This is a genomic window from Paenibacillus sp. GCM10027629, from assembly GCF_042676425.1.
Taxonomy (GTDB): domain Bacteria; phylum Bacillota; class Bacilli; order Paenibacillales; family Paenibacillaceae; genus Paenibacillus_K; species Paenibacillus_K terrigena.
Window position 1 is genome coordinate 1,597,176 of the sequence record NZ_JBHTGZ010000009.1, and the last position, 19,945, is coordinate 1,617,120.

Below are 19,945 nucleotides of genomic sequence, written 5' to 3' on the forward strand. Positions count from 1 at the left end.
GAGATTAATCCTTTACTACTGGAATGGAATTATGCTGACAATGTGTAAGCTTATAGTCGGCCGTTGATAAAATCATTGACTTCACCGATGAAATCTTCGGCTTGTTTACAATTCCCTGTGTTATCGATAAAGGCGTGTCTTGTGTTTTTATATAAGGAGAAATGAACTTTGTTGCCAGCGTCTTTCAGCTTATTCGCATAGGCCAACGACGAGTCTTTTAAGAAATCCAAATCACCAACGACGATCAAAGCATCCGGTAATTTGGTATGATCTTTACAATGCATCGGAGAAACGAACGGACTATCTAGAGGTTCCTTCGATTTTTTCAAATACATTTCTAGGATCGCTTCGCCAAATGCACGCTCTGACTTATTCGTCATATCACTGCCCATAACGGATAAATCTGTTGCTGGATAAAGTAAAATTTGTCTAGAAATATGGAATTCTGCACGATCTCTAGCTAGAATTGAAATAATTGCAGAGTAATTGCCCCCTGCGCTATCCCCTGATACGATCAAGTTATCGACATCGATGTTGAGCTCTTCGGCATGCTCGACACCCCATTTCACCGCCGCATAGGAATCCTCGAGACCTTCCGGAAAAGGAGCTTCCGGTGCTAAATGATAATCGACAGATAGTACAACGCAATCAGCCTGGTCAGCTACCGCCTTGCAATAATCGTGAACCGCATCGATAGACCCACCAAACCAACCACCTCCATGAAGGAAAACCATTAGCGGACGTTTTGCATCGCCTTCCGGTTTATAGATACGAATCCGAAAATCGCTTTTGTAACCTCTAATATTGCGATCTTCGATATGAATCGGCCTTACGGAGATATCTTTACTGACGCCACCCATCATTTTTCTAATTTTTTTCACATTTGCTTTAATGAAAAATTTGGTGACAAGTGACGGCATACGAATGTAACCGCCAAAGCTTTCATTGTCAATGGCTACAAACTCATACTCTTTTTCTCTGTAATTCATATAGAACCCTCCTTATTCACAAAAGAATAATTAATGATGATAGTCCTACTATCATCATACCTTTCGCGTAACTGGGGAGTCAATTGGTGAAATGCGTTTTAAATCTTATTATTCTAAGTATTTGTTCCAATAATTCATTACAGGAATGCTATCGTGACCCGTTCGTCATGAAAAAACTCTAATTCCCCTGCTTGTACGCGGTAAGAACATTGCTGGCAGCAAGTTTGTAAACGAATAAAACGTCTTTCTCACCCTTTCCCTATGCAGTCGTCCACATGCACATACACATCCCTGAATAAGTTCAGCGAAAATCTCCATAATAGGGAAGTAAACCCACTACCGATTGGAGGATCCGACATGCTCGATAATCTAGAGAGCCATTACAACTGCGCGAACGCAGGCGATGACCTGCATCAGCTCAAGCAAGAGCTCGCAGATCTTCGTGGACGGGGTACAGAAGATGCCGAATCGCAGGAAATGATCAACCGACTCGAGAATCAGATTTCTTTCATCATGAACAAGTGCGACATTAATCATTGATTGCGTACCGTTCGAGTGCTAAAGCACCATCCTCACCGCGAAACGGCAGAGATGGTGCTTTTCCAATATCATCTGATATACATGATGCTTTTCATTGAATGCCTTCAGCTTGCAATGATCCTAAAGCTTCGCGCAAATGTTTCAATGCCTGCAGGCCATCGATTTCCGCCCTTTTGGCCCCTTCTAGGAGATTGACCGCTTTCTCGATGTTTTGTGCATCTTTTGGATCTCCACCACCTGGGAAAGGAAACAAATCGGCAAGACCTTGTAGTGCCGAGGCCACCGCTTCATAATGATGGAGGGCGTCAGTGATGAATGTCCAATCGTGTTCCACAAAATCTTCCCTTAATCTACGGAGAAATTGTACAGCGAACTGACGTAATTCCGAATACACAGCAATATTATAGGCAAAAAACGGGACAATCCCATCCCCTCGAAAAGCCTCGATCCATGCATCATAAGCAGCAATCCCTTTCGTTAATTCACCATCGGCATGTTTAATAGATCCCGTCATGTTCCCATGCTCCCAAACCATTTCGAGCATATTACACAGTGCTGTCCGTCGATCCATTTCGTTAGGCTCGGTGATGGGAATGAGACCGATCTCCGACGTCTTTCCCTTCCCTAATTGATTGTAAGCTAAGGGTGCCTCTGCAAAAATGAACGGATCGCCAGTATGAACCGTTTCTTTAAAAATATTAGGCTATTTTCTTGGTGAATTAATTTGTAATATTTACTAATTTGTTAAAATTAATCTATAATTTGATTTGGAGGGGTACAGATGGATAATGGTGCTTTTATTGCAATTTTTTCAACTTTTATGGGAGCATTTGTGTGTATAATGGTTGCCATAAAAGTAAGAAAGAAAAAAAGATAGTTAGAGTTAGAAAATAATTGATCTCTTATTTGAGGTCTTTTATTATGCACTTTTAATTGTTTCAAAAGTTAATACAAGTGGATTTTTGAAACGCTCCATCTTCGAAGGAGAAACATATGATTATTCTCGCAATTTTACTAATACTTTTTGGTCTATTAATGTTAGTTCGTCCTACTGTAATATGGACAATCAAGAGAGTTGGAAATCAAATAGAAATAAGCTTCAATAATTCCTCTTTCTCGGCGGTTTAAGCAGGTGAAGAGACCGAGTATCGTCTCTAAGGTTTCTTTTCGAACGACATACGCTTCAGGGTTACGATAGGTCTCACTTTCCTTCCACCTCGTTTGCATCATGTAAGTCAGGATGCTCTCCACGTCTTCCCAATCAACTCGATCGGAAGAGACACTGGCTACGAAACTACTAGTAAAGGGTCTCTCTTTCCCATAAGGTCCACCGCGTCTGAGCTCATCATGGCCTGATTACGTACGATTGTGTGAAGCCATTGGAGAAACCGCGAAACGTCAACTAATGTACCAAGATGCATGAAAGCTTTTAAGAGTGCATCTTGTACAACGTCTTCCGCCATAAACGAATCCTGCGTAATCCCCAAAGCCCACGCATGCGCGTTAGATCGATGTCTGCGAACCAGCTCACTAAAAGCATCGTGATCCCCTTGCTGTGCCCGTTCAATTAGCGTTGTGGATTCATCTACATCCTGGTCGCCAGTACTTGACTGTCTTATTCCGATTTCTTTCACCGTCATACTCCTTCATCGCTCATCATCCGTCTATCCGCATAATAGATGCCATATGGAGAATCTTTTTGACATGTATTTAGAAAATATTTTGATTTCGAAGAATTCTAGCCCGTTAAAACAATAGGCTGCCGAACCATGCCGACAGCCCAATGCTAATTAAGTATTTAATTATCATGTAAAAGGTAAAGCGACACCGATGAACACTAATTTTACTTAAAATCAAAAGAAAACGAATCAGGCTTACTTACAACCCGATGCACGATTGAAAACAAACGTGTTGCAATATCACCTTTAACATTAAGTCTATACCCACCTCGGACTCTATCCACAAAACCGAGTTCAATACAATCTATGATTACTTTGTGAAAATTCATGTCCGTGGGTAGTCGTGAGCGAAGTATCGAATCTTCAATTGGAGTGAAGTCTGGCTGTAAGTTTTCATTATTAAGCAACAGCTCATATAGAACTGTAATTTTACTCGTTGGTAAAATATTCATTGGAAATTCAACTGATTCTTGCATTGATTCTGTAGCTTCGTTTAGAAAAAGTGAAGTAGCAATACAAACTAATCTATCTTTTGCCCACAGACCCAATCCAGTTGGACCTAATTGAATTTGAGTTAGTGCGGGGTGTGATGCAGGTGTCATTTCATTGTGAGATGCTGCATCAATCAGCTCGCCCATAATATTTATTTTCTGTTCTTGGGTCATCTTCCGAAGCTCCACTCTTATCTGAGGCAACATGGATTGCAAATTGCTAGGTCTTCCGAGCAAATAGTCTGTTGTGCAATCAAAAACGTCTGCCAACTTTGTCATAAGAGAAATGTCGGGCAAGGAGTCACTTTTTTCCCATTTGGAAACTGCTTGGGGAGAAACATTAAGTAACAGCCCTAATTGTTCTTGTGTCATACTTTTACTGCGACGAAGCTGACTGATTCTTTCACCAAGATTATTAGCATCTTCTAGCATGGTTTAGAACACCTCCATCAATGTATACTTTGATTATATCGTAACTGAATTTCTATGGTATTGAGGTGTATTTTACAACTAAACCAGTAGTTGAATTTCTGTATCAACGGTAGAATCAAATAACACTCCCGCGGCGATTTGCACCTTGTTTTGATAATTAACTATCGTGTCCCGTTTTCCTGTTCCCTACACTCATTCGATAATAATGACTTCTCCATCCCTCAAAGCTTTAAAAAGGATTTTATGATCGATCATATATTCAACTGCTTTATCCATATCTTCAGATTCTTTATGGTCCGACTTATAATGTGGGGCAATAGCATAATTCAAAATATTTAATCCTTCCCAAATGGTTTGATGTTGTTCTCCGTACGGCTTCTGATTGGGGTCATCTACTAGGTGAATTCCCTTTAGTGTTGGTCCTAGGATACATATACCTGCACTGTATCCCCCATAGACAATATTTTTACTGTCTCTATGATATTTCTTAATAATCTCATCAAAACCACTCAATTTCATGGCTTGTGCCAGAACGAATGTATTGCCGCCTCTAACCCATATAACATCGTAATGTTCGAGTTTTTCTTCCAGTTCTTTTGAGTTATTAAAATACTGTTTTAAGTCTAAAATATCTACATTAAAACCTAATCTCTCAAGATCGGAAATGTTCATTGCATCACTTTTATTCCTTCTTTCCAAATCAGTCGCAAAGTCTAGTGCATTGTGTATAAAAGCAACATGTTTATTCCCTTTTGCTGTCATTTCTTTCAATTTTAATTCTTCAGTTCCATAATTAAATGATGATGATAAAAAAAATTTCATTTTAATCCTCCTTGAGTCATTATGTATGAATGGTTTTCGTATTACTCTCGTATTCCCTCGTTAAGCGTCAGCTCATAGGTATCGATAAGCAACATCCTTCATCGTTCTGTTTCCATGCTAAAAAAATCCTGCTGCTGGCAGCCTTCTCCTGATGATTATTGAGCTATCGTTTCCCGTTGGTTCAACCGTGTAATCTAAGCGATTGGAGGTTTTAGGAATGACTCAAGCCGATTCTTAACATCATACCAATCCTCATCAATGACACTATATATTACATAATCTAATCCATTATATTTTTTCCTAAGTATTCCTTCTTTCTTTGCTCCCAATCGTTCAATAGCTTTTTGTGAACGTCTATGAGTTGTCGTCGTAATTATTTCAACACGAACAGCATTCCATTCTTCAAATGCATATTTTAGTAACAAATACTTACACTCTGAGTTTACCGCTGTTCTCCACACTTCAGGAGAATACCATGTCCATCCAATATTCAAGTTCTTGTGTACAGACGAAATCCTCAAATATCGGGTCATTCCGACCATTCTATTAAGCGTTTTGTCAAAGACAGCATAAGGAAATTCATCTCCGTGTTCCCTCCCTAAAATTGCTGTATGTATGAAGGTCTGCATTTCATTTAAATTTTGGATTTTAGTCGGGAGGTTTTCCCAGATTAGAGGAGATTGTGAACATTGGAATAAGGAATCTACGTGCTCCAACTCAAGTGGGATTAATGATATTCTTTCGCCTTCTAATTGAACGAAACTCATTGCCTATGCTCCTTCCGAATGATTCGCATGTCCCCTATCCAAATGAAGCTGCAAGGTGAGCGGCATCCTAGCCTTCTCTTGAATGCAGAAGTCGATAAATATATCAACGATCCGATATGCGGATTAATCAGTTCATCCATATGGATATCCCGATCTATGTGTTCTTCGGGGCTCAAGACCCTGTCTGTCAGTGCTCAAGGAAAAGGGGATTGCAACTTCTGTCGCTCTTTGAAAAGCTGGGATTCTCCCATGTCTTAGCTATGCTGTATCCAGAAGGACAACATGAAATGCTAAATAAACCACTTGCGATGAGGTAACCGCCGACGTTATTCAATGGCTAAATCAGCAAGAGTCACGATAAGCCCTGTTCGCTCGACGCATTCGTTATAATTTACGGGGACATACAATAATTGATCGTTGACCTCATAGAATGAATGGTGCATAACACCATTCGGAGAGGTGAACTTGGTTGAAGAAGTTGTTCGTTACCGGTATTCTTTTTACCTTGCTGTGGATCATCTTTTTTCCTGCGTCTAGTCATGCGGAAGCCGCCAAGCTAAACAGCAAGTATGCGGAATACACCCAATTCATAGTCATTGATAAGTCGACGAACAAGTTGACGTACTATGAAAAGGGGAAAGCCATCAAGACCTTCTCTGTAGCAACAGGCAAGAAGTCATCGTACACGCCTGAAGGACTGTTCCCAATTCACGAGAAAATCAAAAACAGGCCTTACTACAAAGAGAAAATCAAAGGCGGTGATCCGAAGAATCCCCTCGGAGACCGCTGGCTAGGCTTGGAAGTGAAGAAAAACGGGCACACGTCCTATGCGTATGGCATCCATGGCAACAACAATGAATCCTCCATTGGCAAATACGTATCCGCAGGCTGTATCCGGATGCATAACAAAGATGTCCGTTGGCTATACGATAAGATCAAAGTCAATACGCTGGTTCTCATTCAGAAATAATACACTGCATAAGTAAAGAGATGACCTCTGAAATCGACGGGGGTCATCATTTTTTTATGCCCATCTGATCCGAGACCAAAATCGTACCAACATGCGAGATTTCCTTCACATTCTCAAGCTCATCGATAGATTGCAGAGGATCATATCATCAAGGCACAAAAAGATGGATTAAACAAATCCTATCGTTTTCAAAAAATCATCAATTTTAAGAGTGGTATCATTATATGACTTATTTGGGTGGCTTCCATAGTTGGGGATGCCATGCTCCATGCCTTCATATGTAACAAACGTCACGTCATTACCTTCATTTATCATGAGATTAACGAAGTTTTTATTTTGCTCATATAGTTCGTCGGCTGTTCCGCATAGCCATAAGGTTGTAGGTAAGCACTTTTTAATATTGTGAAGAGGTGACAGTTCCATTGCCCTATCAAGCAGTTCCGGGTAACGTCTCCTCATGATATCAACACCATCCATTCCAGCACCGAAAACGACTAACGCATTTGGAATATAGTTTATACTTTGATTATCACTGTCATCGTTTACATCCTCAAACATAAGGACACAGCAATGTATCCACCTGCAGATGAACCACACACAACAATTTTATTGGGGTCTACTCCCAAGTCATCGGAATTCCCCCTCAACCCGAACAGCGGATTTAACGTCACAAACTGCTTGAACTGGAGAAAAACCTTCATCATGACCTGTCCTATAGTCAACACAGATTGAAACTATACCCTTTGAAGAGAAATACTTTGCTTGATGTTGAAAATCTGCTGGCGTTCGTGGCCCCTTCCCAAAACTACCACCAACGAAGAATAAAATAGCTGTTCTGTCCTTTTTGCGGGATTCAGGCTCTAATATATAAAATTTTAATTTACGTTCCCCTATTTCTTTATAGGGTATTTCATTCACAGGATAATCAAATTTGACAACTCGCACAACCAACTCCCCCTTTCGCTAAATGCTTCAATAATTATACTATTATATTCCAATTTACATCCAGTAGGATAGGAACCTACATGTACTCAAGGTTGTTGAAGATAACTGCCCGTTTATTAAACTCCCTCATGTCCCGTTCGTTCAACAAAAACAACCGATCGTGCCGACCGGCTGCCGTCGTGACTCTATAGCGGAATTACTATCTCTATTATTTATGCTACGGGTCTCCGCGAAGTTTTTGGCCATCCCGCAATCGATAGCCCGTTATCAAAATCATACTTTATTAACAAAAAAGAATATGTTTCCGTAGTATTTCATAAACCTTCTATAATCGTCATTTCCTTTCATAACGATTATGGTCGGATAAGCATTTACTTTGCGTTGTTTTAATACGTTTAATAACTTCTTCTGAACGATGCAATGAAATTTGCCTTCTTCGTACTGAACAAGAAGCGGTGGTGGTGCGGCTGCATGGTCATCATCTTCAGCTTCATGGTTTTCCTCGATCTCTATTTCATCACGCTGAATGAGACGCAGTGGAAACTTTACAACTCCGATATATAGATGATCTTCCTTCACGAAATCGTGTAGAATGGGAATAACTTTTCGGGTAAGCAGCAGATAGCATTGAATCCATTCTTCCAACATCCCGTCATTCGCATACTGTACAGCTGACTCCAAAGTCGGGGCATATGATAAATGTCTATTGTTCTTCTTCGAATAGATGATTTTTTTTACGGAATCCAAGGATAAAAAGTATTCGTCCGCAAGTTCCGAAACCGTAACGCCATGAGCATACTTATTACGAATCATGAGGTTGCGCTTCTGCAGTTGATCTCGGTAACCAGACGTCTCACCCCAAGCCTTTTTTTCCTCACCAGTAGGAATATAAAGAAGTTTGCCTGCCGCGTATTTCTGGATTTCTTTCAATAGCTCCTCTGGTATCACATCGCCAGCATTTTCATATTTCATATCATCACCATCTATAAGGCGTATAGTCGATCTTTCAATTCGCTAATGGATTTCATGATGGACATGCAGGATTCCGTGTCATCAATCGATGCATGCCAACGCAAGGTATCGATCCCTTTATAATAAGCCATACATAAGTATCTTTCTTTAAAATCCGGTATGACGATATCCCTTTTCTTACAATACTCAGCTAACAGTTCTGGTATCTTCAAGTAAGGCTTATTTAAGTCCATAATGGCAAAATCCAATAGGAAATCGCAAATGCCGGATCTGCTCCAGTCAGGGAAACCGACAATCGTCTTCCCATCGGTAATCATATTCTCGAAAAACGTATTATTATTAACCAAATACCGATTTCCTTCACAATAACGAGTTCTACCCTCCATTTCCTTAAAGTATTTCTCAAAGAAATCACGTTCTAAAACCGTTGTTTCGAACATTTCCCTCCAATTAAACCAATACCCCTCATTATCCTCTGCAAATGTATCGATCAAAAATTCCCTGCAGGTCCCATATTCTGTTTTACAATCATCATTAAATTCACCATAGCCTTCAACTCCCGCTATATCTGATGAACTGATCTCAAGAATCTTGTCAAAAAACAATTCGTAGCTATCTGCAAACTGTTGTGGGCTTAAATGATCTGCAACAAATCCATTAGGTGTCATACTTACCTTTTCAGAGAGCATCGCTTTAATGATATTATCTTTTCCCATCATTTGATCGTCCCTTCCATTTTCACATTGTAATAACATCAGCTGCGCATCTGATATGGAAATATCATAACATTGGGAAATTGCTTGGTTATAGGCAATGAATACCTTTACTTAACTTTACATATATGACGGCACAGGGGCTTGAAGCAAAAAAAACATAAACCCGCTTGGAGCTGTTCCACCGAGGAGCTTGGCCCATTCTAATCCAAAATTAAACTATCCTACTAGTTAGCTTAGTAAATTGCTTTTTTGCCACTCTATCCACTTATGAGCAATACCGAGTCTTGTCTCGGTACTTCTATCCAAATACCAGCACTGACCTTCACGCCTCTCAGGCTCCGAGTCGAAATTCATACCGGTAATCTGTTCAAGCGTATTGCATCGTTGACCAAAGATAGAGACTCTTTGATTTAGCGCATCATTCTTTAGCCCTGAAATGCTCTCGTATCCGTCGAAAGCAGCCCGTCTTGTTCTCATTATTCAAGTAAACTGCCCGTTAGAGGTCAATTTGATCAGTTGTCTTTTTTTGTTGACACAGGAAACAAAAAAAGCTATGATGTTATTGTTTCCACAGTAAACAATAATGAGGTGTCTTATGGCTAAGGATGAGGAATTAAGCCGAATTTTTAATCGAGTTTCGGAAAGGCATAACTTAATTAAAACGATAGAAGAGAAAAAATTTAAGTTCATGCGAGAGAACACGTTTATGGAAGTTCACTGCATCGATTTCATCGAGAAGATGGAAGACGCTAATGTGACCAAATTGGCTAATGCTTTTCAAGTCACCAGAGGTGCGATCAGCAAAGTGACCAAACGATTAATCGAGACGGGAGCCATAGAACGATATCAGAAGCCCGACAATAAGAAGGAGATCTACTTCAAGCTTACGGACATCGGCAGAGAGATCTATTGGGAACACGAAAAAATGCATCAGACAAGAATTGAAAGAGACAGTGGATATTTCAGTCAATTAAGCAATGAGGAAAAGGATAACCTTATTCAGATTTTAAACAAAATTTATGGTCAGATCGCCGAAGAACTAAAAGAATTGGGCATGGACAATTACATCTGATGAAAGGAGGTTGAAATATGACAGTTGAAGTTAGTAAAACGGAGACTTCTCGGGTGAAAAATTGCAGGTTGGCGTATTACATTCTCTCGTGGGTGTTAATGATTTGTATCCTCGTACAAGTATTTCTAGCCGGAGTGGCTTTGTTCGATCATTCGGAAGCTTGGAACTGGCATAGGACGTTCGTTCATATGTTTGAATATATTTCGATAATCCTGTTCATTCTCGGCATCATCGGTAAGCTTTCCCGGAAGATGATCTGGGGGAGCCTCGGTTTATTTGTCCTATTCAATATTCAATATTATACGGCGCATGGCATTGCAGGGGCTCTGCATCCCGTTCTGGCCCTTGCCTTGTTTTGGGGAACTCTTGAATTGGTACGAGGTTCTTATCCATTTTTAGTGAAGCGAAGATAGCTCGAAACAGGAGGGATACTACATGGTAAAATCGGGGCGTGTGAAGACCGAAGGCGATGAGTTATATTATGAAGTTCGGGGAGAAGGAGAACCGCTTTTAATGATTTCAGGCGGTAGTGGAGATGCCGGATTTTATTCGTATGTGGCCGATATTCTTGCAGACGAATACCAGGTAATCACGTATGACCGCCGCGGCAATTCGCGCAGCACCAGAAACGACCCGCAAAATTTTGAGGTTAGCCAACAGGCGAGAGATGCGGTTGCGGTATTACAAGCGGCCGGTCACCGATCAGCGTATGTTTTTGGGAATAGCGGAGGTGCCATTTTTGCGCTAGAAATGGCGGCAAGACATCCTCAAGCAGTCAAAGCAATGGTTGTCCACGAAGCGCCCGTAATCAGAGTGCTTCCGGATGCCGAAAAATGGCAAAGATTTTTTGCGAATGTTTATCGGACGTCATTTCGATTCGGCGTTCAAATGGCAAGCTTCAGGTTCAATTTGTCCCTTTCCATCCCGTTCAGTGCTTTTAAAAGTGTTCCAAAAGATTTTCAAAAACGTGTAACGGAAGCGAATAATGAAAGTTTCTTAATCAGATACGAAATGGTTCCCGGCGTGAACTATATGCCCGATATCGAGAGGATTAAGCAAAACGGAGTTAAAATGTTTGTAGCAGCAGGCAAGCTGACGCTGGATAAAAGGAAATATTATGGGCGAACAGCTCCCATCTTGGCGGAAAAGCTTGGTTGCGAGATGGTGATGTTCCCGGGACATCATATTTCTTTTTTTGATATGCCTCAGGAATGGGCGGCTGTCTTACGGGATGTTCTTCATAGGGAGAGCTGCCTCCCGGTCGAACGTACAAAGAATCGGTAATGAGGTGAATATATTGGAGGTCACTAAACCTCAAAGAAACGAAAATGAAATCATGATTGGAGAAAATTCGGCAGCCGCGTCTTAGGTATTTATCAAGCTATTGTGTCCCGTAAGTTCAATCATCTAACTTCAATAACAAAAACTGCTGATGTATCACCTTTCGAAAATTCACCATCATCGGTTGTCCAGAATGCTGAAATCCCGTAGTAATAAGTACCTTGTTCTTTGGGAGCATTAAAAGAGCCATTTATCAAAGGAATTTGTATTGTTTTATCATCGACAAATTGCTGAATGTTCAACCCATTAGGTGCTGGTTTATAAGCAAATGAAACTGTAATGTCTCCTTCAGAAGTTATAGCAGTAGGAGTAACCCCTTTTAACATCGTATTTCCTCCTGCATAATCTACACATCCTAAATTGCCCCAACAATAACTACTCTGGATAACTGGAATTTGAGTTTGCCCCGAAGTAACACTGGGAAGAGGTGGGGATTTTTTTATAATTCTAATACCAACGCTCCTAGCGTATCCTTCAAACCTTGTATTTGCTACAAGTTTTCCTACAAAAGGAGTTAAATAAATGAACACTACCAGTAAAGCTAAAAATCCCGTAACAGATATAATAAATGTTTTTTTTCGACGCATCCCAAGCTCCCTTTAACATAAAATCACCTATATATAGACGTGGTCTTACCGTATTAGTTACATCATCTCATTTGAAAATGTATTAAACTAATCAGCCCTTTACTAGAGTAAAGGGCTGGTCTTCCCAGCCCCTCCTCATCAAACTAATACCACTCCATGCTAATTTAGCTGTAACATGCTTAGTTTCATTTCCGGCTATCGTGTCCCGTTAGCTTAGAAACTAAATCGAACTGAATGCAAACATTATTTCAGCTTCACAAACTAGCTCATTGTTTACTGTGGCGACACCTTTTCCTTTGACAATCTGTCCCTTGATTCGCGTCACATCGAATACAAGATTGAGTTTGTCTCCTGGTTTTACTTGCCGTTTGAACCGACAATTATCAATACCAGTCAAAAAACCTAATTTATGATTACTACTCTCACCATTGGACATCACGATACCACCGACCTGTGCCAGTGCTTCTACAATTAAGACACCAGGCATGACGGGATAATCGGGAAAGTGACCAAGGAAAAAAGGTTCATTGAATGTCACATTTTTAATTCCAACGGCTTTCTTTCCTTCAACAATTTCTAAGACTTTATCGACCAAAAGAAAGGGATATCTATGTGGAATAACTTCTTTAATTCTATTAATATCGAGCATGGATTGCCTCCTTTGATATTGGCTTATAACCATTTTACCGTCATTTAGCAAAATCGCCCACAATTATACTGCCCTCTAGTTGAGTAATCCTTTTTAATGCCCATCTGATTGTCGGAATAGCCATTCGTCTTGTTGGATGTGTATCGGTTACAAATAAGGCCTTACAGGAATCCTCTCGGCTCGCGAGATACTTCATCAACCACACTTTACACTCGGTTATAAAGTAAACCTCCCTCTGTTTTGAACCTTTTCCATTTACAATAGCGGAGCAGTTCTCCCAGTTCAGGTCTTTAATGTTTAACTTCTCCACCTCTCCAACCCGGCAGCCGGTACTGTAGAGAAACTCCTGAAGTGCTCTTGCCCTCCGGGACTGGCAAGAAATTTTCAAATGAATGACATCTTCTTCGATCAAAAACTTAGGAAAACGCTTGTCCATTTTGTATTCGCGTAACTTTAAAGAGGGATTTGCCTCAGAAATATCCAGGTCTCCTAGCTCTCTTAGTAACATCTTGAGCTGCTGGGTGTAGGCTTTCAAGTTAGTGTAATCAACTAAATTTTCTACGCTCCCGATCCAACTGTTCACATAACGTCGTCAAGCTTTCGGCCACAGTTTGATGAGCTGTGTCGATGACGATGTGATCTCGGTCCCAAGTATCGTACTGTCGGTTCCTGACCTTCTCCCACGTGGGTAGAACAAAGCCGGGAATATCGGCTACACGTGTTTCGATGCGATGCCTGTGTTCACGAACGTCAGAGCAGACCACTTCGATTTCCACAAACGGAGTTTCAAGAGATTCCGCTACGTTGCGCCAAGCTTGGCGCGTTACTTGGAGGGGATTGACTGTATCTGCTATCACATCGAGGCCCAACCGGAGATTCTGCGATGCAATCGCATAACACACGATGTAACCCGCAGGTCCATCGACCCACGTTCCAGCATCCCGCATAGCCTGCTCGACGACATCAACCCGGAGATACGCGGCCTGTAACTCTCTAGCCAAAGCTGACGATAACGTGGACTTCCCGGTGCCTGGCAACCCGCTAAATATATATAGCATTAAACTCGCCTCCTTCACAAAACTGTCCGTTAGCGAAACGCAGCTCCGATCTAAGTCGGCAGCCGAGTTTTCGTTATTTTTCAAGCTATAGTCCCCCGTTAGGATAACGTAAAATGCCGCGTACGTGAGGATGGGGAATAGGAAATCATTTACAAAATAGCGTTTGGTAGCATATGATTTTAATATGGGCCCAACGGGAATTGCATCGGATTCCAGCCTACGTCTATTGGGGCCGATTACGTCGGCAATGAAATCAAGCTGAAGGAGATAAATAAAAATGAAGAATAGATTCGAATTTACTGCGGTCGTCTTAATGGGCAATGGCGAGTTAACAGACGACTTTACCATCGATCTTGCCAAAATGGTTGACCGTTTGACCGCACAGATGGAGATCGCCAAGAAAGCGCTGCACACCATTGCGGAGAGTTCAGAGCAAGGTAACGAGGCATCCAAGACCATTGCCACAGAAGCTCTAGAAGCGATTGAATAGGTATGTTCTAGTCACAGTTCGGCAATGTTTAAATATTAAACTATCAATATAACCTTGATTCGCTAATTGAGTATTGATTCTTGATGAATCATTTCTACCACCGACATGTCTTAATTGAACGATCGTTCCTCGTTAACGCAACGAAGCTATCGAACGATCTGCGGCAGCTTCGTGGTGTTGTTTATTGAGCTCTCATTTCCTAAGTTGTTGTGTATTTTTTTATATTAATATTGAATACTAATTTCCGGGCAATTGGATGCCGCGCCAGCCGCTTACATCGCATTGGCCATATTCATTATCACCCACAGCAACCACCGTGCCGTCCGATTTAAGCCCTACGGTATGGGCACAACCCGCCGCAATCGCCACAATATCGCGCCAATCACTTACATTACATTGGTCATGTTTATTCAAACCCACAGCCGCCACAGTACCGTCCGATTTAAGGCCGATGGTATGATTACTACCCACCGCTATCGCCATAATACTGCGCCAGCTGCTTACATCGCATTGGTCATGTTTATTCAAACCCACAGCCGTCACCGTACCGTCTGATTTAAGACCGATTGTGTGAAGATAACCCGCCGCGACCGCCACAATATCGCACCAGCCGCTTACATTGCATTGGCGATACCGATTATTACCCACAGCCGTCACCGTGCCGTCCAATTTAAGACCGATGGTATGCCAGTCACCCGCCGCGACCGCCACAATATCATGCCAACTGCTTACATTGCATTCACCTTCATTATTTCGGCCCACTGCTACCACCGTGCCATCCGATTTAAGACCAATGGTACGACGCCAACCCGCTGCAACCGCTACAATATCGCGCCAGTCGTTTACATCGCATTGGTCATACTTATTCCAACCCACAGCCGTCACAGTACTGTCAGATTTAAGACCAATTGTATGAGCATTCCCCGTGTTCGTCGCCATATGAACATTACCAGCCGCGACCGCCACAATATCGCGCCAGCCGCTTACATCACATTGCCCATATTTATTATCACCCACAGCCGTCACCGTTCCGTCCGATTTAAGCCCAACGGTATGACGAGGACCCGCCGTTATGGTATCTTTAGGCCACCGTTTCACCTTTAACATCGCTTCTTTCGGTGAAGTGTAATCCATATTTTACCTCCTTGAAAACATGACCTATTTTTTTATATACGTTTCATCGTAGTCAACTGTACTACGAGAGTTGTACGTTCCATACTATAATAAGCGAATTATTTTTATTCATAATAACCCCTCCACTTTTAGGTCATAGCCTTTGTTAGAAAATATAGACAAAAAAGTAAAATTATGATTTTATAAGAGTACATAAAAAATTTGGATTATAGGAGTCTGCTTAATATGAGTGATTTAGTAAAATTACCGAAGGCTGCTGTCTTTGGAGCTGCAAATGGCGTAATGTTCATGACTTTTTTTGGAATGCTTTGGGCTTCCATTGGTATTATTGGTTCACATGAACTTGGAGCTCCATGGTTACTTGTTCTTTCGGGTATTGTGACATTAATCTTACTTATCGGAGCCATTTCGCTTTTTGGTAAAGCTCGTAACATGAACAATGCTGTTACACCGAACGAGAGGGAACATTGGAAAAAAATAAATCGAAAATTTGGTTTGATCTTTGGTCTAGAAGGTCTTGCGATCTTTATTGCAAGTATAATTTGTAACATAACCAATCATTTTGAAGTCTTTTTCCCTATCATGGCTATCATTGTTGGTATTCATTTTTTTCCTTTAGCTCAATTGTTTCGAGAAAATTTTTATTATGGTACAGGTGTAGTGCTCTGTATTCTAGGCATTATCACTTTCTTTTTACCAATGAACGCCACTCTTGGCAATGTATCTCTGATTGCGACGTCTACTTTTATCGGTTTTGGGTCTGCTTTGACGCTATGGGTGACAGGTTTGAGAATCTGGATAACCATACTCAAACAATTGAAACAAATATAAAAAAGTGCGATGGGTGAACTGTACCTCCAATTGTTAGATACACATAACAATTAGAGGTGCAGTTTTTTTATTATGACCAAGTATTCTTATGAAACCAAATTAAAAGCTATTGCGTGCGAGGATACTAGTTCATATAAAGAAATTACCTCCCCCTGCATCAATTCGATCAAACTTTAAAGCGTAAATTACACGTTAGTTTAGCACCTAATATTCTAATAAAGATCACGGTTTGGAGAAATACTCTTTATGGATTACAGAGGAGGTGAACTATAAAATGAGCACTAAAACCAACCCCAAAAAAAACAAACCAAAGCATAGCCCATCACGATCAAACGACCCGAACGATCAAGGAAGATCTAGAATACAAAATAATTCGAAGTAAAGCTGACAAAAAAATAAGTTTGGGAATTTTCAAAAATGTTAACGGAGGTGATAATTATGCCTACAAGCCGGAATCATCAAGGGGCGCATGGGATAGGACAAGTTGAAGAGCAACTGAACCAGCAGGCAAATGCAACGGATTCCATCCAAGGAGGAAGTAAAACGGATCGTGAAATTGCTAAAGTGGCAAACCGTGATGCACAAACCTCGTTAGATAAGATTATCGATAGTTAAGAACGAGGGGTTTAGTGAACTGCAGGCTGCCGACCTAGCGGCAGCCTGGTTATAACAATCTGCTGAGAATTCACACTTCCCCACTTATATGCCAATAGCCTTCTGTTTTTTACTTGGACTATCATGTCCCGTTAACTTAACTTATTCTTGCCCATCGGTAATAAACTTTCTCATCATAGCTTACAACCGCTACGGTCTCCTTGCTTTTAGATCCCTTGATTTTATAAAACACATCTCCAGGTGGAGTTTTACATTCTGAGACACTACATGCTATAGGTTCAATTCCAATTTTTTCGCCTATTTGCTCTTTAGGTACTTGTACTCCAGTAAAACCATATATATTATCTTCTATCGTAACAGTATAAATGTAACTTTTATCATCATCTGATTTTGGATTGTTTGAACAACCTGAAATTATGAACAAAGCAAATACGACAATCAGTAATGCTTTATTCAAATTAGTCCCTCCTTTCATCTAAATCCCCAACTTTGGAATATTATTCAGACGTTATAAAATTCTATTTGTTGCGCTAACCTGAACGTTACTCCAATGAACAAGAGGAGCTGCATCGCTGCAAACTCCTCCACTATCGTTATCCGTAAGTTATATAAATTTGTCGTCTGTTTTTATTGAGTGTCTTCGTCACTTTTGTACTCCAAAATATCACCGGGCTGACAATCCAAAGTCTTACATATCGCTTCTAATGTTGAAAAACGAACCGCTTTTGCTTTCCCGTTTTTCAGAATGGAAAGATTCGCCATAGTAATTCCGACCCTCTCCGAAAGTTCTGTTACGCTCATTTTCCTTCTTGCCAACATCACATCAACATTGATGATAATCGCCATGATATTCACCTCAGATCGTTAAATCATTTTCTGATTTTATATTAATAGCTTCTTGTAAAAGTCTTTGGAGAACAGCAGCAAAAATGGCGATCACCATAGAGGCGAAAATAATGGTCAATCCGATTGGTATGAAACTTGGAGGGTCAATTTTCTTCGCCATGAGATAGTAGAGTGGCATACCTAGCAGGTACAAGGTACTGATTGTGATGGCACAGTATTTTATATTCTTTAAAGCCTTTACGGATAATTCCGAGAACGCTTGGTTCTTATCAATATAGCTTAAAAGTTTAAAAGCTTGATACAGAGCAAAGTAAAAAGGTATCGTTGCCGCGTACATATCGATTAAAACGAGAGATTTCATATAAGCAATATCTGGATACGATTCTCCAGCAAAATCCCCGATCTTAGGCACCAAAAATATGCACAATGCAAGAACTGGGATTCCAATAAGAATATCAGCCATCTTCAAAAAGAGTGTTGTTCCCCGTTTCATAAAGAGCACCTCGCTAATTTAATTATAAAATGAATTTAACACACAATCTATTGTTTTACAATAAATTTGCATCGTTTATTATTATATTGTTATTGTTAATGGAATATCCTTTTTTTATTTTAAGCAAAAAAATAAAAAGCATTTCTTATTACAAAGAAATGCTCTTACTTTAAAATGTTAAATTTACAACTTGTTCAACTAAACTGCCATCCATCCATGCATCAGCTTTTCTAATCGAAAATTAAAGGAAAAGTAAATGTAACAAAAGCTGCCCAAAGTCCATAGACCGGCAAATACTTAGTAACGGCATCTTGGATGGTTGAAGGCCCGGTTTTATTTCGTAGAAAACGCATATAGGAGAGCATAATCCAAATTAGATTGGCCCAGATAAGTATGTTTACACCTAAAACAACAAGTCTGTTGGGCGTAATCCCATAAGAAGAAAGCCTGAACACTATTGCTGATAAAGCTACACTGTCAATGATAAGAGCAAGAAAAATAAGGGTAAAATTTATATAATCAGAAATGCTTCTTTTCTCGTCTATGCCGCTTTCGGTAATGGAGAATATGGTGACGGCCAATACACTAAGGAGTATTCCGTTAGGAAATTGCGATCCAAGAATGGATTTTTTCCGACCCAAATCACCGTTACAAGATAGACCAACAATGTGACTAGTACAAGAGGACTAAAAATTTTGGCTATATAGGGTGCAATATTTTTTGAAAGTTTTAGGTTCCTTGATACCAGGTATGCAGTCACAATAGCGAGAGCAGCAGCACCAAATAAAACGACATTTTTAAAATAAAATTGAGATATATCCATGCCGACAAATCTAAATAACTGCATGGTTAATGCTGTTAGCAGCATTCCGCTGATTGCCATGCTGGCGTAGAATATGCCAAATTCCCCATTAAATTTAAGATAGGCTAATCTAGTGCTGCCTTTTCGATATTCATTTCCTGTAAATGCAAGCCCTAATACTACCCATAAGAAAATGGGAAGGTGTAGATAAGCCAGAATAATACTGTCTTTATGCTCAAGTGGCAGTATATTAAGATAAAATCCGGAGATTAGAAATAACGATGCGAGGGTGTAAAAAACATTTTTTTGGGGAGTATTATTACATACAAAATAGGCTGCAATAAAGGGAAGTATGCCAAAAATAAGGTTGACAGGGGCTATCGCTTGCTGTTCGACAAAATGAAAAATGATCCTGGTGCTTATTCCAGCAAGAATTGCTAAAATGCCCATGGATAAGAAATTCTTTTGTAGCAAGGAAGTTTTTTCTGTATTTCCGTCTCCTTAAAATACAATCTTTCATACCAAACGGCAAGAACCTGCGAATCAGGGTTTTGTTCCCAGGCGGATGACAATGACTTTTTAAAAACTTCGGGTTCTTTTCTAAACATTCTCTCCAGCTCATGGGGGTTAGCAATATTTTTAATAATCAGGTTGTCCATGATATACCTCCCCTAATAAATGTAAAATTCGTTCCTACCTTCCTC

At 40.4% G+C, this 19,945-nt stretch carries 27 protein-coding genes and 1 pseudogene; 8 read left to right on the forward strand and 20 right to left on the reverse strand.

What is annotated here, in order from left to right; genetic code table 11:
* Nucleotides 1-50: 50 nt before the first annotated feature.
* On the reverse strand, nucleotides 51-989 hold the full coding sequence (locus ACFQZR_RS16765) for an alpha/beta hydrolase (protein ID WP_379347805.1): 939 nt from the start codon (nucleotides 987-989) through the stop codon (nucleotides 51-53).
* A 357-nt stretch (nucleotides 990-1,346) separates the two neighbouring features.
* Between ACFQZR_RS16765 and ACFQZR_RS16770 the strand changes: the two genes are divergently transcribed.
* Entirely contained in the window at nucleotides 1,347-1,529 is a 183-nt protein-coding gene (locus ACFQZR_RS16770) for a hypothetical protein (protein WP_018755553.1), read from the forward strand.
* 91 nt (nucleotides 1,530-1,620) lie between these two features.
* Here the strand turns inward: ACFQZR_RS16770 and ACFQZR_RS16775 are convergent, their stop codons facing one another.
* The 5 genes from ACFQZR_RS16775 to ACFQZR_RS16800 form a co-directional block, all read right to left on the reverse strand.
* Entirely contained in the window at nucleotides 1,621-2,043 is a 423-nt protein-coding gene (locus ACFQZR_RS16775; protein ID WP_379347808.1) for a hypothetical protein, read from the reverse strand.
* Nucleotides 2,044-2,815: 772 nt separating this feature from the next.
* Nucleotides 2,816-3,163: an RNA polymerase sigma factor gene (locus ACFQZR_RS16785; RefSeq protein WP_379347812.1), complete on the reverse strand. Its 348-nt coding sequence runs from the start codon at nucleotides 3,161-3,163 to the stop codon at nucleotides 2,816-2,818.
* A gap of 209 nt (nucleotides 3,164-3,372) precedes the next feature.
* Nucleotides 3,373-4,131, reverse strand: a complete 759-nt coding sequence (locus ACFQZR_RS16790) for a helix-turn-helix domain-containing protein (protein WP_379347814.1) — start codon at nucleotides 4,129-4,131, stop codon at nucleotides 3,373-3,375.
* 192 nt (nucleotides 4,132-4,323) lie between these two features.
* Entirely contained in the window at nucleotides 4,324-4,953 is a 630-nt protein-coding gene (locus tag ACFQZR_RS16795) for a Type 1 glutamine amidotransferase-like domain-containing protein (RefSeq protein WP_379347816.1), read from the reverse strand.
* A gap of 194 nt (nucleotides 4,954-5,147) precedes the next feature.
* Nucleotides 5,148-5,720 (reverse strand): GNAT family N-acetyltransferase, encoded by a 573-nt coding sequence (locus tag ACFQZR_RS16800; protein WP_379347818.1) that lies wholly within the window; start codon nucleotides 5,718-5,720, stop codon nucleotides 5,148-5,150.
* Between the two features lie 469 nt (nucleotides 5,721-6,189).
* Between ACFQZR_RS16800 and ACFQZR_RS16805 the strand changes: the two genes are divergently transcribed.
* The gene (locus tag ACFQZR_RS16805) at nucleotides 6,190-6,690 is read left to right on the forward strand and encodes a L,D-transpeptidase (RefSeq protein WP_379347820.1); all 501 of its coding nucleotides are present in this window, start codon (nucleotides 6,190-6,192) and stop codon (nucleotides 6,688-6,690) included.
* Nucleotides 6,691-6,858: 168 nt separating this feature from the next.
* Here the strand turns inward: ACFQZR_RS16805 and ACFQZR_RS16810 are convergent, their stop codons facing one another.
* From ACFQZR_RS16810 to ACFQZR_RS16830, 5 genes are all read right to left on the reverse strand, one after another.
* A complete protein-coding gene (locus ACFQZR_RS16810) occupies nucleotides 6,859-7,248 on the reverse strand; it encodes an alpha/beta hydrolase (RefSeq protein ID WP_379347822.1) in 390 nt (129 codons plus the stop codon).
* On the reverse strand, nucleotides 7,233-7,394 hold the full coding sequence (locus ACFQZR_RS16815; protein WP_379347824.1) for an alpha/beta hydrolase: 162 nt from the start codon (nucleotides 7,392-7,394) through the stop codon (nucleotides 7,233-7,235). Before ACFQZR_RS16815 ends, ACFQZR_RS16810 begins: the two co-directional genes overlap by 16 nt.
* Nucleotides 7,318-7,635 (reverse strand): alpha/beta hydrolase family protein, encoded by a 318-nt coding sequence (locus tag ACFQZR_RS16820; protein ID WP_379348947.1) that lies wholly within the window; start codon nucleotides 7,633-7,635, stop codon nucleotides 7,318-7,320. Before ACFQZR_RS16820 ends, ACFQZR_RS16815 begins: the two co-directional genes overlap by 77 nt.
* A 273-nt stretch (nucleotides 7,636-7,908) precedes the next feature.
* Nucleotides 7,909-8,607 (reverse strand): CD3324 family protein, encoded by a 699-nt coding sequence (locus tag ACFQZR_RS16825; RefSeq protein WP_379347827.1) that lies wholly within the window; start codon nucleotides 8,605-8,607, stop codon nucleotides 7,909-7,911.
* 11 nt (nucleotides 8,608-8,618) lie between these two features.
* A complete protein-coding gene (locus ACFQZR_RS16830; protein ID WP_379347829.1) occupies nucleotides 8,619-9,326 on the reverse strand; it encodes a hypothetical protein in 708 nt (235 codons plus the stop codon).
* 592 nt (nucleotides 9,327-9,918) lie between these two features.
* Between ACFQZR_RS16830 and ACFQZR_RS16835 the strand changes: the two genes are divergently transcribed.
* Genes ACFQZR_RS16835 through ACFQZR_RS16845 form a run of 3 tightly spaced genes read left to right on the forward strand, consistent with a single transcriptional unit; the run spans nucleotide 9,919 to nucleotide 11,679 of the window.
* The gene (locus ACFQZR_RS16835) at nucleotides 9,919-10,395 is read left to right on the forward strand and encodes a MarR family winged helix-turn-helix transcriptional regulator (RefSeq protein ID WP_379347831.1); all 477 of its coding nucleotides are present in this window, start codon (nucleotides 9,919-9,921) and stop codon (nucleotides 10,393-10,395) included.
* A 17-nt stretch (nucleotides 10,396-10,412) separates the two neighbouring features.
* Nucleotides 10,413-10,808: a DUF6220 domain-containing protein gene (locus ACFQZR_RS16840; RefSeq protein ID WP_379347833.1), complete on the forward strand. Its 396-nt coding sequence runs from the start codon at nucleotides 10,413-10,415 to the stop codon at nucleotides 10,806-10,808.
* Nucleotides 10,809-10,830: 22 nt separating this feature from the next.
* Nucleotides 10,831-11,679 carry an alpha/beta fold hydrolase gene (locus tag ACFQZR_RS16845; RefSeq protein WP_379347835.1) on the forward strand — a complete coding sequence of 283 codons (849 nt, stop codon included), beginning with the start codon at nucleotides 10,831-10,833 and terminating at the stop codon, nucleotides 11,677-11,679.
* A 119-nt stretch (nucleotides 11,680-11,798) separates the two neighbouring features.
* On the opposite strand, the gene ACFQZR_RS16850 is transcribed toward ACFQZR_RS16845, so the two are convergent.
* The 4 genes from ACFQZR_RS16850 to ACFQZR_RS16865 all read right to left on the reverse strand — a co-directional run bounded on the left by ACFQZR_RS16850 (nucleotide 11,799) and on the right by ACFQZR_RS16865 (nucleotide 14,030).
* Nucleotides 11,799-12,323: a hypothetical protein gene (locus ACFQZR_RS16850; protein ID WP_379347837.1), complete on the reverse strand. Its 525-nt coding sequence runs from the start codon at nucleotides 12,321-12,323 to the stop codon at nucleotides 11,799-11,801.
* A 220-nt stretch (nucleotides 12,324-12,543) separates the two neighbouring features.
* A complete protein-coding gene (fabZ, locus tag ACFQZR_RS16855; protein ID WP_379347839.1) occupies nucleotides 12,544-12,972 on the reverse strand; it encodes a 3-hydroxyacyl-ACP dehydratase FabZ in 429 nt (142 codons plus the stop codon).
* 40 nt (nucleotides 12,973-13,012) lie between these two features.
* Nucleotides 13,013-13,507, reverse strand: a complete 495-nt coding sequence (locus ACFQZR_RS16860) for a tyrosine-type recombinase/integrase (protein ID WP_379347841.1) — start codon at nucleotides 13,505-13,507, stop codon at nucleotides 13,013-13,015.
* A gap of 10 nt (nucleotides 13,508-13,517) precedes the next feature.
* Nucleotides 13,518-14,030 carry a P-loop nucleotide/nucleoside kinase family protein gene (locus ACFQZR_RS16865; RefSeq protein ID WP_379347843.1) on the reverse strand — a complete coding sequence of 171 codons (513 nt, stop codon included), beginning with the start codon at nucleotides 14,028-14,030 and terminating at the stop codon, nucleotides 13,518-13,520.
* A 277-nt stretch (nucleotides 14,031-14,307) separates the two neighbouring features.
* Between ACFQZR_RS16865 and ACFQZR_RS16870 the strand changes: the two genes are divergently transcribed.
* Nucleotides 14,308-14,520, forward strand: coding sequence for a hypothetical protein (locus ACFQZR_RS16870; protein ID WP_379347845.1), 213 nt, complete (start codon nucleotides 14,308-14,310; stop codon nucleotides 14,518-14,520).
* A 237-nt stretch (nucleotides 14,521-14,757) separates the two neighbouring features.
* Here ACFQZR_RS16870 and ACFQZR_RS16875 read toward each other — a convergent pair whose 3' ends face one another.
* Nucleotides 14,758-15,654, reverse strand: coding sequence for an RCC1 domain-containing protein (locus ACFQZR_RS16875; RefSeq protein WP_379347847.1), 897 nt, complete (start codon nucleotides 15,652-15,654; stop codon nucleotides 14,758-14,760).
* A gap of 225 nt (nucleotides 15,655-15,879) precedes the next feature.
* Here ACFQZR_RS16875 and ACFQZR_RS16880 point away from each other — a divergent pair, with 225 nt between their 5' ends.
* Nucleotides 15,880-16,485 carry a V-type ATP synthase subunit I domain-containing protein gene (locus ACFQZR_RS16880; RefSeq protein WP_379347849.1) on the forward strand — a complete coding sequence of 202 codons (606 nt, stop codon included), beginning with the start codon at nucleotides 15,880-15,882 and terminating at the stop codon, nucleotides 16,483-16,485.
* A 438-nt stretch (nucleotides 16,486-16,923) separates the two neighbouring features.
* Entirely contained in the window at nucleotides 16,924-17,100 is a 177-nt protein-coding gene (locus tag ACFQZR_RS16885) for a hypothetical protein (RefSeq protein WP_379347851.1), read from the forward strand.
* 136 nt (nucleotides 17,101-17,236) lie between these two features.
* Here the strand turns inward: ACFQZR_RS16885 and ACFQZR_RS16890 are convergent, their stop codons facing one another.
* The 4 genes and pseudogenes from ACFQZR_RS16890 to ACFQZR_RS16905 all read right to left on the reverse strand — a co-directional run bounded on the left by ACFQZR_RS16890 (nucleotide 17,237) and on the right by ACFQZR_RS16905 (nucleotide 19,900).
* The gene (locus ACFQZR_RS16890; protein ID WP_379347853.1) at nucleotides 17,237-17,557 is read right to left on the reverse strand and encodes a hypothetical protein; all 321 of its coding nucleotides are present in this window, start codon (nucleotides 17,555-17,557) and stop codon (nucleotides 17,237-17,239) included.
* A 170-nt stretch (nucleotides 17,558-17,727) separates the two neighbouring features.
* Nucleotides 17,728-17,946 (reverse strand): helix-turn-helix domain-containing protein, encoded by a 219-nt coding sequence (locus ACFQZR_RS16895; protein WP_379347855.1) that lies wholly within the window; start codon nucleotides 17,944-17,946, stop codon nucleotides 17,728-17,730.
* 10 nt (nucleotides 17,947-17,956) lie between these two features.
* The gene (locus tag ACFQZR_RS16900; RefSeq protein ID WP_379347857.1) at nucleotides 17,957-18,439 is read right to left on the reverse strand and encodes a DUF2975 domain-containing protein; all 483 of its coding nucleotides are present in this window, start codon (nucleotides 18,437-18,439) and stop codon (nucleotides 17,957-17,959) included.
* 230 nt (nucleotides 18,440-18,669) lie between these two features.
* Nucleotides 18,670-19,900, reverse strand: a pseudogene (locus ACFQZR_RS16905) (DUF4153 domain-containing protein).
* Nucleotides 19,901-19,945 lie beyond the last annotated feature (45 nt).